This is a genomic window from Pseudoalteromonas sp. AWH4_217 (assembly GCF_056161105.1).
The window spans coordinates 114667-131246 of sequence record NZ_JBSWYM010000006.1; the positions used below are offsets into that span (position 1 = coordinate 114667).

16 protein-coding genes are annotated in these 16580 nt (G+C 46.5%); 13 read left to right on the top strand and 3 right to left on the bottom strand.

Annotated elements, in window-relative coordinates; genetic code table 11:
* The first annotated feature begins 4 nt into the window (after positions 1–4).
* From prpB to ACXAH1_RS08905, 7 genes are all read left to right on the top strand, one after another.
* On the top strand, positions 5–883 hold the full coding sequence (gene prpB / locus ACXAH1_RS08875) for a methylisocitrate lyase (protein ID WP_125717407.1): 879 nt from the start codon (positions 5–7) through the stop codon (positions 881–883).
* A gap of 88 nt (positions 884–971) precedes the next feature.
* A complete protein-coding gene (gene prpC, locus ACXAH1_RS08880) occupies positions 972–2093 on the top strand; it encodes a bifunctional 2-methylcitrate synthase/citrate synthase (RefSeq protein WP_475196086.1) in 1122 nt (373 codons plus the stop codon).
* Between the two features lie 97 nt (positions 2094–2190).
* Positions 2191–4779, top strand: a complete 2589-nt coding sequence (acnD, locus tag ACXAH1_RS08885) for a Fe/S-dependent 2-methylisocitrate dehydratase AcnD (RefSeq protein WP_475196087.1) — start codon at positions 2191–2193, stop codon at positions 4777–4779.
* Positions 4780–4871: 92 nt separating this feature from the next.
* The gene (prpF, locus tag ACXAH1_RS08890; protein ID WP_475196089.1) at positions 4872–6050 is read left to right on the top strand and encodes a 2-methylaconitate cis-trans isomerase PrpF; all 1179 of its coding nucleotides are present in this window, start codon (positions 4872–4874) and stop codon (positions 6048–6050) included.
* Between the two features lie 53 nt (positions 6051–6103).
* Entirely contained in the window at positions 6104–6709 is a 606-nt protein-coding gene (locus tag ACXAH1_RS08895; RefSeq protein ID WP_475196095.1) for a LysE family translocator, read from the top strand.
* 7 nt (positions 6710–6716) lie between these two features.
* A complete protein-coding gene (locus ACXAH1_RS08900) occupies positions 6717–7094 on the top strand; it encodes a SpoIIAA family protein (RefSeq protein ID WP_253050173.1) in 378 nt (125 codons plus the stop codon).
* Positions 7095–7165: 71 nt separating this feature from the next.
* Positions 7166–7858, top strand: a complete 693-nt coding sequence (locus ACXAH1_RS08905; RefSeq protein ID WP_475196098.1) for an SDR family oxidoreductase — start codon at positions 7166–7168, stop codon at positions 7856–7858.
* Between the two features lie 142 nt (positions 7859–8000).
* On the opposite strand, the gene ACXAH1_RS08910 is transcribed toward ACXAH1_RS08905, so the two are convergent.
* The 3 genes from ACXAH1_RS08910 to ACXAH1_RS08920 form a co-directional block, all read right to left on the bottom strand.
* On the bottom strand, positions 8001–8150 hold the full coding sequence (locus ACXAH1_RS08910; RefSeq protein WP_475196102.1) for a hypothetical protein: 150 nt from the start codon (positions 8148–8150) through the stop codon (positions 8001–8003).
* Positions 8151–8243: 93 nt separating this feature from the next.
* Positions 8244–9578, bottom strand: coding sequence for an NAD(P)/FAD-dependent oxidoreductase (locus ACXAH1_RS08915; protein ID WP_475196107.1), 1335 nt, complete (start codon positions 9576–9578; stop codon positions 8244–8246).
* Complete coding sequence (locus ACXAH1_RS08920) at positions 9578–10135, bottom strand: GNAT family N-acetyltransferase (RefSeq protein WP_475196371.1); 558 nt, start codon at positions 10133–10135, stop codon at positions 9578–9580. The genes ACXAH1_RS08915 and ACXAH1_RS08920 overlap by 1 nt, the downstream gene beginning before the upstream one ends.
* A gap of 300 nt (positions 10136–10435) precedes the next feature.
* Here ACXAH1_RS08920 and ACXAH1_RS08925 point away from each other — a divergent pair, with 300 nt between their 5' ends.
* From ACXAH1_RS08925 to ACXAH1_RS08950, 6 genes are all read left to right on the top strand, one after another.
* Complete coding sequence (locus ACXAH1_RS08925) at positions 10436–11878, top strand: chitinase (RefSeq protein ID WP_475196110.1); 1443 nt, start codon at positions 10436–10438, stop codon at positions 11876–11878.
* Positions 11879–12399: 521 nt separating this feature from the next.
* On the top strand, positions 12400–13002 hold the full coding sequence (locus ACXAH1_RS08930) for a hypothetical protein (protein WP_475196112.1): 603 nt from the start codon (positions 12400–12402) through the stop codon (positions 13000–13002).
* Between the two features lie 158 nt (positions 13003–13160).
* The gene (locus ACXAH1_RS08935; RefSeq protein WP_475196115.1) at positions 13161–13553 is read left to right on the top strand and encodes a hypothetical protein; all 393 of its coding nucleotides are present in this window, start codon (positions 13161–13163) and stop codon (positions 13551–13553) included.
* Positions 13554–13921: 368 nt separating this feature from the next.
* On the top strand, positions 13922–14254 hold the full coding sequence (locus ACXAH1_RS08940; protein ID WP_475196117.1) for a hypothetical protein: 333 nt from the start codon (positions 13922–13924) through the stop codon (positions 14252–14254).
* A gap of 860 nt (positions 14255–15114) precedes the next feature.
* Positions 15115–15711 carry a hypothetical protein gene (locus tag ACXAH1_RS08945; protein WP_475196119.1) on the top strand — a complete coding sequence of 199 codons (597 nt, stop codon included), beginning with the start codon at positions 15115–15117 and terminating at the stop codon, positions 15709–15711.
* Entirely contained in the window at positions 15708–16298 is a 591-nt protein-coding gene (locus ACXAH1_RS08950; RefSeq protein ID WP_475196122.1) for a hypothetical protein, read from the top strand. The genes ACXAH1_RS08945 and ACXAH1_RS08950 overlap by 4 nt, the downstream gene beginning before the upstream one ends.
* The last annotated feature ends 282 nt before the right edge of the window (positions 16299–16580 follow it).

The window sequence follows — 16580 nt, forward strand, 5'->3', positions numbered from 1 at the left end:
GATCATCAGCGCAGGTAAAAGATTTCGTGACGCGCTAAAAGCCAATCAGCCACTACAGATCGTGGGCACCATTAATGCCTACAGTGCCATCATGGCGAAAAAAATCGGTCACCAGGCTATCTACCTGTCTGGCGGCGGCGTTGCGAATGCCTCTTATGGTCTGCCGGACTTAGGCATCACCTCTTTAAACGATGTAATTGCAGATGTTCAGCGTATTACGTCTGCCTGTGACTTGCCCCTGATGGTCGATATCGACACAGGCTGGGGCGGTGCATTTAACATTGCTAAAACCATTCAGGAGATGCAAAAAGCGGGGGCCGCTGCCGTGCATATGGAAGATCAGGTAGCGCAAAAGCGTTGTGGTCACCGTCCTAACAAAGAGATTGTGTCGACAGACGAAATGGTCGACCGCATCAAAGCGGCCGTAGATGCGCGTACCGATCCAGACTTCTTTATTATGGCTCGTACCGACGCATTCGCACAGGAAGGCCTTGAAGCGGCTATTGAGCGTGCCAAAGCCTATGTTGCAGCCGGTGCAGACGGTATTTTCGCAGAAGCTGTTCAGACAGAAGAACATTATCGTGCATTTGCCGAAGCGCTGGATGTGCCTATTCTGGCGAATATCACCGAATTCGGTAAAACAGAGCTGTGGAACAAAAAAGAGCTGGGCGAGTGGGGTGTCGATATGGTGCTCTACCCGCTGAGTGCGTTCCGCGCAATGAACAAAGCAGCAGAAATGGTGTATCAATCAATTTTAGAAAACGGCGATCAGAAAGCCGTCATCGACAGCATGCAAACACGTATGGACTTGTATGATTATCTTGGCTACCACGAGTATGAGCAAAAGCTCGACGCATTGTTTGCGCAAGGTAAGAACAAATAAACAGTTTAAAAGCTAAAGATGAAGCCGCGTTTCTGCGGCTTTTATCACAATGAAATTAACCAGCAGGTAAAATTCAGGAGACAACAAAATGGCTAAAGTATTGAGCGGTGCAGGCCTTCGCGGTCAGGTTGCAGGTAAAACGGCACTTTCAACCGTCGGTGTATCGGGCTCAGGCCTGACTTATCGTGGATACGACGTAAAAGACCTGGCTGAAAACTGTCAGTTTGAGGAAGTCGCATATCTGATCCTAAAAGGTAAGTTGCCTAACCAGCAGGAGCTGGATAGCTACAAGGCACTGCTAAAATCTCAGCGCGGCCTGCCACAGGCACTAAAAGAGGTGCTGGAGCGCATTCCGGCCGATGCACACCCAATGGACGTGTTACGTACCGGTTGTTCTATGTTGGGTAACCTGGAAGGTGAGCACAGCTTTGAACAACAGCAGGCCATCACAGATCGTATGTTGGCGTGTTTCCCAAGCATTATCTGTTACTGGTATCGCTTTAGCCATGATGGTGTACGTGTTGATGTTGAAACCGATGACGATTCAATCGGTGCACACTTCCTGCATATGCTGCACGGCGAAAAGCCAAGTGAGTTGCATGAGCGTGTAATGCACGTTTCACTTATTCTGTATGCAGAGCATGAGTTCAATGCGTCTACTTTCACGGCTCGTGTTTGTGCGTCTACCCTGTCAGACATGCATTCTTGTATCACAGGTGCTATCGGCTCGCTACGTGGTCCTCTGCACGGTGGTGCCAATGAAGCGGCAATGGAAATGATCGAGCGCTTCGAGTCGGCCGATCACGCTGAGCAGGAAATGATGGGTATGCTGGAGCGTAAAGAAAAGATCATGGGCTTTGGTCACGCTATCTACTCTGAGTCTGATCCCCGTAACGAAATCATTAAAGGCTGGTCTGAAAAGCTGGCAGCTGATGTTGGCGATACCGTACTTTATCCGGTTTCTGAGCGTTGTGAAGCGGTTATGTGGCGCGAGAAGAAGCTGTTCTGTAATGCAGATTTCTTCCATGCATCGGCTTATCACTTTATGAAGATCCCAACTAAGTTGTTCACGCCTATCTTCGTGATGTCGCGTCTGACAGGCTGGGCAGGTCACGTGATGGAGCAAAGAGCAGACAACCGCATCATCCGTCCGTCAGCGGAATATACAGGCGAGGAACTGCGTCCGGTTCCTGCTATGTCTGAGCGTTAATACCTGAACGTTCACACCGTCACAGTATGGCACCGATCACCGACAATAATCATAAAGATCTGTGCCGTTGAGCCAATGAGCAATCCTGGAAGTAGTTATGAACAGCCAATTTCGTAAAAAATTACCTGACTCTTCGCTGTGTTATTACGACACGCGCGAAGCGGTCGAAGCCATCAAGCCCGGTGCGTATGATGGCTTACCTTATACCTCTAAAGTACTGGCAGAAAACCTGGTGCGCCGCGCCGAGCCTGAAAAACTCAACGACTATCTGAGCCAAATTATTGAGCGTCGTCGCGATTTGGACTTCCCCTGGTTTCCGGCGCGTGTCGTCTGTCATGATATTTTAGGCCAGACGGCCCTGGTAGACCTTGCGGGTCTGCGTGATGCTATTGCTGAAAAAGGCGGCGATCCGGCCAAAGTAAATCCGGTGGTGCCAACTCAGCTGATCGTTGATCACAGCCTGGCTGTCGAGCACGCCGGCTATGAAGAAAATGCCTTTGAGAAAAACCGGGCGATTGAAGACCGTCGTAACGACGATCGCTTCCACTTTATCAACTGGACCAAAACAGCGTTTAAAAACGTTGATGTGATCCCGCCGGGCAATGGTATTTTGCACCAGATCAATCTGGAGAAAATGTCACCGGTAATCCAAGCGCGTGATGGCGTGGCATTCCCGGATACCCTGGTCGGTACCGACAGCCATACCCCGCACGTTGATGCACTGGGTGTAATTGCTGTGGGTGTCGGTGGTCTTGAAGCCGAAAGCGTGATGCTGGGTCGTGCTTCATATATGCGCCTGCCAGATATCGTGGGTGTAGAGCTGGTCGGCAAACGTCAACCGGGGATCACCGCCACAGACATCGTGCTGGCCATCACGGAGTTTTTACGTCAGGAGCGCGTGGTTTCTTCGTACCTTGAGTTCTTCGGCGAAGGCTGCGAGGGCTTGTCTTTGGGTGACCGGGCAACTATTTCGAACATGACACCTGAGTATGGCGCGACGGCTGCCATGTTCTATATTGATCAGCAAACCATTGATTATCTGCGCCTGACCGGTCGTGATGACGAGCAAATCAAGCTGGTTGAGCAATATGCCAAGCACACTGGTTTATGGGCCGATGCCATGACAGGTGCGCAGTACGAGCGTGTGCTGAAATTCGATTTATCTTCGGTTGGCCGTAACCTGGCCGGCCCGTCAAACCCGCATCGCCGTGTTGCAACGGCAGACCTGGCCAAGCAAGGCATTGTGGCTGATTATGAGCAGCGAGAGGGCGAAATGCCAGACGGTGCGGTGATCATCGCAGCCATTACCAGCTGTACCAACACCAGTAACCCGCGAAACGTGGTGGCAGCCGGTTTGCTGGCACGTAATGCCAACAAACTGGGCCTGAGCCGCAAGCCGTGGGTAAAAACCTCATTTGCGCCGGGTTCTAAAGCGGTGCGATCTTATATGGAAGAAGCGCAGTTGTTGCCTGAGCTTGAGCAACTGGGCTTTGGTATCGTGGCATTTGCCTGTACCACCTGTAACGGCATGAGTGGGGCACTGGATCCAAAAATTCAGCAAGAAGTGATCGACCGCGACCTCTATGCCACTGCCGTACTATCGGGCAACCGCAACTTTGATGGTCGTATTCACCCATACGCCAAGCAGGCTTTCCTGGCATCACCGCCTCTGGTTGTAGCATATGCCATTGCCGGTTCAGTGCGTTTTGATATCGAAAATGGCGTGCTGGGTCATGACCAGGCTGGCAACCCGGTTACGTTAAAAGACATCTGGCCAAGCGATGAAGAGATTGATGCAGTAATCGCACAGAGCGTGAAACCGGAGCAATTCCGTGCCGTTTACGAACCTATGTTTGACCTGAGCGTCGACTATGGTGAAGACAATGACCCGCTCTATCAGTGGCGTGAGATGAGTACCTATATCCGCCGTCCGCCATACTGGGAAGGTGCGTTAGCAGGTGAGCGCACCATGAAAGGTATGCGACCGCTGGCGATTCTGGGTGACAACATCACCACAGATCACTTGTCTCCATCGAATGCGATTCTTGCCTCCAGTGCCGCCGGTGAATATCTGGCGAAAATGGGCTTGCCTGAAGAAGACTTTAACTCGTATGCAACCCACCGAGGTGACCATTTAACGGCCCAACGTGCTACCTTCGCTAACCCTAAACTCCTTAATGAAATGGTGTTGGAAAACGGTGAAGTGAAGCAGGGCTCTCTGGCGCGTCTTGAGCCCGAAGGCAAAGTCACTCGCATGTGGGAAGCCATCGAAACTTATATGGAGCGCAAGCAGCCGCTGATCATCGTAGCCGGTGCTGATTATGGCCAGGGGTCGTCTCGCGACTGGGCAGCCAAAGGCGTGCGTTTAGCCGGTGTAGAAGTCATTGTGGCTGAAGGCTTTGAGCGTATTCACCGTACCAATCTAATCGGAATGGGCGTGTTACCGCTGGAGTTCCAAAATGGTACAACGCGCAAAACGCTGGAGCTGGATGGTACTGAAACCTACGATGTCGAAGGCACACGTACTCCAGGCGCTACACTGAACCTGATCATCCATCGCAGCAATGGCGTTCAGCTTGAAGTGCCGGTGTTGTGTCGCCTAGATACGGAAGAAGAAGTGTCAATTTACGAAGCCGGTGGCGTGCTTCAGCGTTTTGCCAAAGACTTTTTGGAAGCAAACGCTTAACCACTGCATTCTTGCTCCGCACTAAATGTGGAGCCTGTCTGAGCAGAGTGCACCCGCAAAGGGTGTCTACTCTGCTATTTAGGATGAAAACTATGACTTTCAAACCTCAACTACGTGTGCCAGCGACCTATATGCGCGGTGGTACCTCCAAAGGCGTGTTCTTTAATCTCAGCTCCCTGCCCGAGGCGGCACAAGTGCCGGGTGAAGCGCGCGACAGACTGCTGCTGCGAGTGATTGGCAGCCCGGACCCTTATGCCAAGCAAACCGATGGTATGGGTGGCGCGACCTCCAGCACCAGCAAAACCGTGATCCTGTCGAAAAGTGATAAAGCGGGCCATGATGTCGACTATTTATTTGGCCAGGTCGCGATAGACAAACCTTTTATCGACTGGAGTGGCAACTGTGGCAATCTGACCGCAGCGGTGGGTGCGTTTGCCATTAGCAATGGTCTGGTAGATGCCAGCAGAATACCTGAAAACGGCATTGCCGTAGTACGGATCTGGCAGGCCAATATAGAAAAAACCATTATTGCTCATGTGCCTATGGCAAATGGTGAAGTGCAGGAATGTGGCGACTTTGAGCTTGATGGCGTGACTTTTCCTGCTGCCGAAGTGGTGGTGGAATTTATAGACCCAGCCGACGGCGATGCAGATATGTTCCCAAGCGGTAATTTGGTCGACCAACTGGAAGTACCGGAGATTGGCACATTTGATGTGACTATGATCAATGCTGGGATCCCAACCTTGTTTTTCCGTGCCGAGGACTTGGGTTACACCGGTGTGGAGCTGCAAGAAGCGATCAATGGTGACGACGCGGCTTTGGCGCGATTTGAGCAGATCCGCGCCTACGGTGCCGTAAAAATGGGTCTGATTGACCACATTGACGAGGCTAAGGTACGTCAGCACACCCCTAAAATTGCCTTTGTATGCGGACCTAAGGCTTATACTGCATCCAGTGGTAAAGCCATCTCGCAGCAGGATATTGATCTGTCAGTTCGGGCTCTGTCAATGGGTAAGCTGCACCATGCCATGATGGGTACGGCCGCAGTGGCGATTGCCACGGCTGCTGCTATCCCTGGTACATTGGTGAACCTGGCGGCAGGTGGTGGTGAGCGTAACAGCGTTACTTTCGGCCACCCTTCGGGCACTTTGAAAGTGGGCGCAGAAGCCGAACTGGCAAATGGCCGCTGGCTGGCAAAAAAAGCGGTGATGAGCCGCAGCGCTCGAGTGGTGATGGAGGGACATGTGCGAGTCCCGCAAGAGCAAATTTAGTGATGAAAATTGGCCCGGTTAGTCCGGGCCTTGTTTTTTAAGGAACGAAAAAGATGTATGAAGCGTTACTTTCTATTGCCCTGACCACTGCGCTGCTGCTTGGCTCGCCGGGTCCTGCACCCTTAGCATTGGCCGCTGTTGGTGCCAGCTCAGGTGTGCGGCAGGGAGTCCCTTTTCTATCTGGTATCTTACTCGGATTATTAGTGGCAATTATGGCTGCGGCGACGGGCCTGGGTGCATTACTCTTAAGCTACCCGAGCTTGAGCACCGGATGTCAGATTGCAGCCATCGCCTATTTGTTTTATGTCGCGTATAAAATTGCGACCAATCGCAGTGGATTATCTCATGTAGAAGGCGGTGAGGTTGGGTTTCGGGATGGCTTTATTTTGAACCTGCTCAACCCCAAAGCCTACGCAGCTTGTATTGCCATATTTGCTAACAACAGTGTGCCCGATACCAGCCCGTTTATCGGCGCTTTACTTGCAGCAATAACGTGTTTTGTCATTGCTATTCTGGTGGATAGTCTGTGGCTGGTACTTGGCGGTGTACTGCATCGATTCATAAAAACTCCCGAACAGCTGCGTATTTTACGTTTGTTTTTTGCCTTTTTGTTAACCTCTCTGCTAATTTGGATCACTACGACGCAAATTCTTAGCTGAGGGAGTGATGGCGTGCTTTCATTCAATCTCTGTTGATACGGAGCGAGTAAATGGTGACCTGCTCATGAGCTTTACAGCGTTGGGCAGGGTAAACCATGCTGATTATATGGCCATTAAGGCTGTAATCGACAGTGCGTTAAGAGCGGCTGTAGGGCAAAAGATCAGAGTACTGGTTGATGTGACTGAGTTTGAAGGGTGGGAGTTGCATGCTGCCTGGGACGACGTAGCATTGGCCCAGCGTCATAGTCATGACTTCTATAAGATTGCGGTGCTTGGCAATAGCCGTTGGCAAAAGCTTGCAGCCATGGTCGGTAATTGGTTTGTAGAAGGGGAGTCCCGGTACTTTGAGGAAAAAGGGCAAGCCCTATCCTGGTTGCTAGACTGAGTGGGCTGCGCTGCCAAGTAAAACGTATATAATGAAACATATAGTGGTAATGTTAAGGCTGACATAAAGTTATGAATACACTTTTCATCACAGGTGCAAATCGTGGTATTGGGCTGGCACTCGTCAAGTTATATCTCGAACAAGGTTGGCGGGTGCTGGCAACCTGCAGAGCCCCACAAGCTGCCGAAGCATTGTGGCAGCTGGAACAGCAGTTTAGTCACTTACAAATACTTGCTCTGGACATTACCAACTATGCACAGATGGCTAAGTTGTCTGGTACATTGCATGACGTACAGATAGACTTGGTGATTAACAATGCAGGCATTTATGGACCCAAAGGCTATGCGTTTGGCGACTGTGATGTAGAGCAATGGCAACGTGTTATGGAAGTCAATGTGATTGCACCGCTTAAATTGGCGGAGGCATTCACCCCGCAACTAAGACTGGGTAAGTTAAAGACGTTTGCTGTACTCTCATCGAAAGTTGGCAGCATGACCAACAACACTAAAGGGGGCGGGTATATCTATCGCAGCTCAAAGGCGGCGTTAAACTCGGTGATCAAGAGCCTTTCCAATGACCTGTTACCTGAAGGAATAAAAACCGTGGCGCTGCATCCGGGTTGGGTTAAAACCGATATGGGTGGCCCTAATGCATTGATCTCTGCCGAAGAATCTGCAAAAGGCCTGAAACAGGTGCTGGATGAATTACACGAAGCGCAAAGTGGTGGCTTTTATGACTATCAGGGGTTAGCAATACCTTGGTAGCAAATACCTCTGGTTTAATTCCTAGGCATAGAATTGGAGTAATGCTGCGATGTTTGAATTGGTCTCGCAGATGGACCTTTTTTTAACATGAATTTAAAGTAGCTGGGCTTTGCGAGCAGCCAGCTACCGACGCTAGATAATATTACTCATATTTATCCTGACACGGGCGTGAGCCGGGGCAAGTCCAGCTTGTCGTGCCCGTACCACCTGCAACATGTGGTGTGTTCTTCTCTGCATGCTGCAGCTGTTTATGAGATAAGCTTTTTAGTGGTTTTTTGTTTAGTTTTAACATTGTTATTTCACCTCCAAATGGTTTTTGTGTTTTCCTTAGCGAAAAAACTTCGCAATTCACATTAACCTTATATTGATGCGTGGTCAATAATTGTTATGAAAACTTATCCTGCACTTGCGCCAAATGATAGTAACCCAGCTGACCAAGGCGGCGAAGCTGAGGAAAGGGGATCCTGGGCAAAGGCCGCTGGAACAGGGGTAAATCAGGCACGGTATCGTTCATTGCTAGTTGTGCCAGCCTGTATGCTGCCTGTGAGCTAAACGAAACACCTGAGCCACAGTACCCCAAAATAAATCCGACATTATCCTCAAAAAAGACATGCGGCATATCGTCCAGCGCTGCTGCAATATAACCATGCCAGTAGTAGTCATGTTTAATTCCCGATAAACAGGGAAAGCATGCCGAAAGTGCGGTTTTGAGGTGGTTCAGGTATTTGGCTTTGTTCTGATCTTTTGCAAACACTGCACCTCTGCCGCCAAAGAGCAGGCGGTTGTCAGGTAGCAGCCTGTAATAGTATTTCAGCCTGCGCGTATCCATTACTACCTGGTGTGTTTTCAGACCACTTTGCATCAGCTCTTGCTCGCTCAGAGGGCGAGTTACGAAAATGCTGCTGAGAATGGGCAAATAGCGGTTATCGATAAACGGATGGCTGTGTTTATTATTGTAAGCATTGCCTGTATATAGCAGTTTATCTGCACTTATTACCTGGTCGTTTACACTCAGCGTGTGGCGCTGACCGTGTTTAACCTGGCTGACCAGGCTCTGTTCAAACAAGGTAACACCAGCTTTAATAGCCATGTCACGGTAGCCAAGCAGGAGCTTGAGCGGGTGCAAACCAAAGCCATTCTCATAGCGCATGGCACCATGAGCGTGGTGATTCAGCATAAACTGCGCGTCAAGTTCTGCCTTGCTGAGCAGTTGACTACTTTCACCGCCAAAATTATCTGAGATAAATCGCGCAGCACTTTGCAAGTTGGCATAAGCCTGAGCATTATGCGCTATTTTCAGATAACCCGATGCCTGTGCGTCACAGTCGATTTTGTGTTCATCAATGAGTGATCTGACTCGGTTGACGCCACCCTGAAACTCATCGTAAATGCCACGGCTAACGTCTAGCCCCCAACGTTTTGCATAATCGCCATAACCAAGCCGTCCCGAGCCGGGCAGTGCAAACCCTGCATTACGCGCACTGGCGCCAAAACCAACCTGGTTGGCTTCCAGTACACACACTTTTTGCTGATAGTTTTTGGCCAGATAGTAAGCACTTAATAACCCACTAAATCCGCCACCAATGACAGCCACATCAAAATGTTCTGATGTTTCGGGTGCGGGGTTTGCTGTTGGCAGGGACTGTGTTGCGGCCCAGTAACTTGGCGCGAAATCCTGACCCTGACAATGGGCTGCACTTAGGGGATCGAAAGTTTGCATCAGAACTCCAATACCATTTCAGCAGCCTGGCAATGGCATTCAGTGTCGCAAAGCGTGCAGCGATATCCCTCGTATAAGGTCAGATCTAACCAGCGATCATCGTGAACTTTAACGAGCTTGCCACCCGCTTTAGTGAAGTATTTCACGGCTCCGTTGCCCGGGCTTTGCATCCACAGATGGGAGACCCCGGCTTGTGCGCCTTGTTGTTTCAATACCTCGACAGATGCGTTGAGTAACTTAGGTCCAATCCCTTGTCCCTGCGCCTCGGGGCGAATGGCAATACACTTAAAGTATGCCATGTGCTCCTCATCAACTGGCCACAGTGCAGGTGAGCACCACTTGTCGACAGGCCACTGACCTGCGCTGTAGGAAGTTCGGAACCCAACTACTTGTTGCGACTCGTCGAGCGCCACAAATGAGGCATTCAAATCATCTTTTGTGCCCCGTTGGTGCATCATTTTTATACCCGCCATATCGAGGTAATTGTCCCCGTGGACCAGATTGCCGAGGTCGATGACTGCCTGATAATGGGAGGTATCGAGAGGAAGGATAGAAATCATGCGCTACTGCCTAGTGTCATTTACTGAGTTGTCATTTTGCAGCATTTATTAATTGAAAACAAAGGCGTTCAAAAAAAACTGTACATAATAGGTACAAAATTAGTGTGTTTTATGTTCATTTGCCGTTGACAGCGATGTCATCTTGGTAATAATTGTGACAATGGTGTGTCTGAATGATGGTTGCGTACGCTGCAATTATCCGTGATGTCGTACTGTTAAACAGAACGATAACAACATAATTCAGGGCGCGATATGACTTTCGCACCCTGAGCCACAACAACATGTAAAGGATGTCCTATGAAAAAACTAAACTCCGTTTGCCTGGCGGTTATGGCGTGTATCAGCACGCCCGCACTGGCACTCAATGTTCAGCCAGATCCGAACAACTCTGGTGCTTATCTACTGGATCGAACCGGGCTTCAGGCAGCCGAAGCTGCCCTGACCTCAAACCCAATGTATAGCGTGTGGGCACAGGCACTAAAAACCCGCAGCAATACTGTGGTTGACGCCATTGTGCCTGGTGCTGCCTCTAACCCCGAAAACGTCAAGCGCGTAGAGCGGGTATTTGGCCAGAGTGAGTGGGATTTTCTGACCCAAATGGCTGCACCTGAATACACTTATACGCGCTTTTTGCGTGCTATAGGCAAGTTTCCGGCGTTTTGTGGTGACTATACAGATGGTCGCAATGCGGACGCCATTTGTAAAAAGTCTATCGTCACCGCGTTTGCTCATTTTGCGCAGGAAACCGGTGGTCACATTGCGAAAGATAATGTCTCTGATAACCCGCTGAGATTAGAAGAGTGGCAGCAGGCGCTGGTCCATGTGCGTGAAATGGGCTGGTCTGAAGGGCAACCTGGCTATACTACAGGGTGTGGTCAGAATGACTGGCAAAACCGGCGCTGGCCTTGTGCAGACGGGCAAGGGTATTTTGGTCGCGGCGCTAAACAGCTGTCTTACCATTTTAACTATGGCATGTTCTCTGAAGCCATGTTTGATGGTGATGCGACTGTGCTGCTGAATAATCCGGCCCTGGTTGCTGATTCCTGGCTCAACCTGGCCTCTGCAATCTGGTTCTTCCTGACACCGCAGGCACCAAAGCCGGCAATGCTACATGTGATTGACCGTACCTGGGTGCCGTCTCAGACTGAGCTGAATGCCGGTATTGGCTACGGTTTTGGTACCACCATTAACGTGATTAATGGCGGTATTGAATGTGGCGAGCACAACAAAAATAAAGGCCAGCCAGTCAATCGTATTCGTTACTGGGAGGGCCTGTCTCACTATTACAATATTCCGCTAGAAAGCGATGAAGAAAATACCTGCTGGCAGCAAACGCCATTTGGTAGTCTGAATCTGGATGGTGCCGGTGAAGTGCTTTACACCAACTGGGAAGCAAACTGGGAATATTATGCCGATCGTCCCGGTGGTTTTTCGTTTGAATGTAAGCTGGTGGGTTATCAAACGGCTTACTCTGCGCTTGTCGAAGGCGATTATGAAAAATGCGTGACCAACTTCTATGGGTCACACACAGGATGGCCGGTTGTCACAGTGGTTGATAACTTGCCGCCGCCAGATGACAAACCTCCGGTTGATAATGTTGCTGCATGGGAAGCGAATAAGGTTTACCTGAAAGGTGATAAAGCCAGCTTCAACGGCAAAGTGTATGTTGCGAAGTGGTGGACTCGCGGTGATGAGCCAAACGGCACTGGGCCTTGGGAGCTGGCACCGGCAGCACAGTAATCTATCACGTTTTTTACTGCGGGCCTTTTAGGCCCTCTCATTCTTAAGGGCCTTCTATCTTTTGAAGGCCTTTTTGTTGGTATATCGAGCATTGGGTGGTTTCTTTACAGATATATCGAGCTGTAAACTTAATTGAAGAAATGATTCGATATGCACGTCTATTCTATGGTCTTGTTGAACAAATCCAGATAGATTAGGCAACACTTTAATTTCAGCTTTTTCCTGATATTCAGGTATACCTAGCCCAACCATTCTAGTGATGATAGAAGTGACATACTAATTTTCGTTTCTGACAACGGGAACTATTTTTACGGAGCCAGGAAGTTTTAAAATAGGCCAGTCAAATTATATGATCCAGGGTTTTGTAATAATAGGCTGTTATAATGTTAAGGGTGAAGTTGGCTGGATATATTGTGAAAGCTACCCTGTGGGTTTATGGGGCGGGAAAGTTTTGGTTGGTAATACGGAATTTACGGTTAATCTGACTATACAATCAAGGTTGTTGGCTTCAGGGAGGTCAAATGATTAAAGGTTTTTTATGTATTCTGGCACTTCTTTCGTTAAGCCTGCCAGCAATAACGAAGGAGATTAATGGAGGCGTATTAAAAAGCTGTGGTGTTGATGTGTCGAGGAGCGATTTTGGGAGTGCCAGGATTACTGTTAACACTAGATGTGAAAGCGCTTCCTTATTTGATGAGCTTCATAAAAAGTTTGACGAAAGTTTATTTGATAGAGAACTTTATTTAACCTACATAATGGTTGGTTTTCATAGCTTTCATCAATCTAAAAATAAACAGGTTAATGAAAATTTGCTGAAATACCTAAAAGAACAGGAAAGAGTTAAGGCGCTTTCTGGTAAAGTTTTACTTTATAACTCCCTATATAAAGAGGTGTTTTTAGGGGATTTGTCACATTTCTCCTGGTTTGTTGGCTTGAAATCATTTTTTTCGATGTATGGATGCGAAATAACGTCGTTTCCTGGCTATGATTCTGTTGGAGACGGAAGAATGTATTTAGTGAAAAGGAGCAAGTTGTTAGATTTCTATGGTTTGACAGGTGATAACCTCAATAAGGAATATTACTCCATTGGCTTTGAATACAATGCTGTTTTGAATTGCAATTGAGTAATGAAGTTACATGGGTGATGTAGTTACCGAAAACTTATTTAACGTGACACTGCTGGAGCGATATATTCCTGGCCGGCATGTCGGGCCAAGATACCCTCTTCACAGTAAGGAAATTTAATTTATAAGCAATAGCTTAAGAGCAGAACGGCGTAGAGATGGAAATAAATGAGCATCTATATTCTCTTTCTATAGAATTCGATGAGCTGAGAAATGTAGGAGAGCAGGAACACGAAAGTGGATTTAAGAATGGATTTCAGAAAGCATTTAATCTTGCAAAAAGTAAGTTCCTGATTGATGAGTCTGAGAGTGTTGAGCTTGCCAGTAAAGATAGTCTGGGTTTAAAGTCTATTGCTAAAGAAAAAGTCATAAAAAATCAATTTACATATCATATGAATATAGATGAACTCTATAGAAACATAAATTGTTTAAGCTTTGCATTATATAAATCTGAAATTTTCGAGGTCCGACTGCGTATTTTTGGAAAAGGCAGAACAATAAGTGTCATCATATGTGCAGATCCTGTTTACTTTTATTTTGAGCAACAATGAATTGTATGAAAGCTTCTGCGATGTCAAGGTAAGAAAACTGAGCTACTTCGAAGGAAGAGTTACATGGGCACCTCTCTAAACTAAGCGGATACAACAGCTTACCTTGGTGAACTGTTGTCTGTCAGCAACAGTTTGTAACGTAATGGACGAGCAAAACAGAAGTTACTCATTGTATGGTTTTGGGAGCCAGTGGATGAAATCAACTGGCACCTGTAGTGGAGGGGCATGTAACTTTAGCTTCTCATATTTAGATTATTTTGAAGGTATAATTAGTTTTAATCACAGTATATATTGGCCGCTCCAAGGGGCGTGCCATTTTCAAGTAAATATGAGGTGCGATATGGTTTTAGTCGAGAGGTTAAATGTAAATGAAGAGAGCTTTTTACTTATTTGTCTTTATTAATTTGTCGGGGTGTGGAGATCCTGTTCCTCAGGAGTTGCTGAATGATTATTACCTGTCATCTACAAATGCGAGTAACACTTATATTACAAAGGGATTTGGCATGGTGATAAATTCTGATGTCGTATATACAGAAATAAGAGGTGACTTTATTATTGGGGAAAGGGTTTTTTCTGACCATCCTGATCACAATGATAGAAATGAAGATGAACTAGGCTATTTCTATATAAACACAAAGACTGGAGAAGTAAAACAAGGTTTGGAAGAGAAGGATTTGGCGTTTATCGAACAAGCAAAGTGACCCAATGGCTTAACGAGACATCTATTCAAAATTGGCGCTCATTGAACGTTTTTGTGTAATAACACCAACGCGGTGTGCAGTGAAAGTAAGTGCAGGCATGCGCAAGGGGCCAGCCATCACTCAGGTTTGGATGTATATCGTTCAATAAGCCTTATTGCTTAAATAGACGACTTAGACACTGTGGGACTAAATCGGAGGTATCCTTGATTAGAGAAAACTACTTCAATAAAAGAGCTTCCGTGCATTGCTTCGTAATTGCTTTAATTTACCTGGCTTTAGATATTAAATTATTGTTCTATGGAGAGAGTCAAACCCTGAACTTTGAATTTTTGTTCAATGTTAAGGTGTTTGTATGTTTTCTGTACTTACTATACTCAGAAAAGATAACTGGATACTTTGAGCAAGAGGATAATCTGCCGTTAGACTTTACGCTTCATATGACTGCATTTTTATTTATGCTTTGGCTCATGATCGTGCCCGGAATCTTAGGCATCGCTTTTTCAAAGTATTTTGGGTGTGTCCTGATAATACTGTTGATAGGGTCAGTACCTATATTGTTTGAGGTTATAAAGTGCAGAGAAGTTAACCATGCCAGCTTTGGTCTCGTGAGTGTGGAGTTGCTAATTAAAGCAGTCTTTGTCTTCTGTGCTATCGTTATTTTGATGTATCTCGTATCTGGCAATTGGTCATGGGAAATCAGGCCGATCCACACACTGATTAAAAATCACTATTTATGACTTAAAATCAAGGTGGTAGAGAAGTTTTATCACAGCACTTATCTTACAGGAGTTTGTCTCAGGTGTGTTAGTGTGTTTTCTTAAAATTTTCTAATGGTTTGAGGATTGTTAAGGGTTATATTTATGTTGAGTTCTGGCAGGAGTCAGGTTTTTAATTTTTTTAAGTTGTTAGGAAGTTTTTTATTGCTCTTCAGTGAAGCCACGTTTGCCAAATTAGACTTGGGAGGTGGTGTTTTCTTTGTTAATGATTTTAATGAAGTTGAAAAGGGAGTTAAAGGCAGTGAAAGCAATTATAATAATTCAATTGAGTTTGATAGCAGCTCTCTTGATTATATGAATGTGTATAGTGTGGAGGTAAACACTTCCCTTCGAGAACTAAGGGTATTAGTGAAATATGCGCTTAGCAATGGATTAAAACCTTTGCATGGAATCGCGTTTAGGTCTAAACGGCCTACGCTGAATGACCAAAGTTGGCAATCTCTGGCGTCCAGCGTTGAGCGTTATGTCACTTACCAAGATTTCAATCCTTGCAATAAAGTTTGGCTTAATAAAATTTACATGGGAAGCAAGCACCATTTGAGTATTTTTAGCATGTTAGCTTCTATGGGGTTTAAGAAAGAAGATTATGAGTTGGATTTTGAAGGTTGTCACTTGTTAAAGGGTACGTTGATCCCTCATGTTGACACTATATATATTGAAACTATAAATTGTGATTTATGATTGTATATCCTAATTTGTTTGTAATTGCGAAATTAAGCACGCTATTTGCTATTTTGGCTTACTCACTGAATGTTAATGCAAGTAGTAAGGTTGGGGTGACAGACTTTGTTGTGTATGATCGCTTTGATGGAAAATATGACATCTATGCTCTTCATGTATTTGCTGGCCGCCCGGGTTCACAGGTGCTTAAGTTTCACATTTGTGGTCAGGTATATGAAAAAAGTACGAGTGCAATGGGCACGAAGTTTAAAATAGACAGGTGTGATGTCTCAAAAAGCGTGTCATTTGTAGAGTTATATTATGTGAATGACGGTGAGCAGGAGCTCTTTGAAACTTACTACCCCGGGCTCTGCGATGATAACAATGTTTGGCATCATATTGACGCTCAAGATGGTGGTAAGGTCTCCCTCTACATGAGCAACTTTAAACCTTATGAAATAAACGTCATTTCCACAGTTAATGGTCAGGTATTAGATAGGTTTAAAACAGTGATAGGGTGCTCTTATTATAGGGTATTTGAATTGCCTGAAGAGTATTCTGGAATAACCGTAAATGGAGTTCCGGTCGGTGGTCAGAAAGTGAATTGAATGGTAAAATCCACTTAAACAACAACTTAAGGCTATCAGAAAAATGAATAGAGGTCTTGGGTTCACTCTTAGAGCCTTGTGCTTAACCTATAGTACCGTAATTGGGAAAGTGCTATATGGGTGTTATTTGACTGGTGAAATAGAGACAAAATATAAGGTTTTGAGTTTTGAACATGATGGAATGGAATTCGTTCTGGCCGTTTCTTTCAAAGCTGCCATATTTCTATTTTTAGTCGTGGTGGCTTGTAAGCCTGATCTAATAGCGAAAGATAAATTTTAACG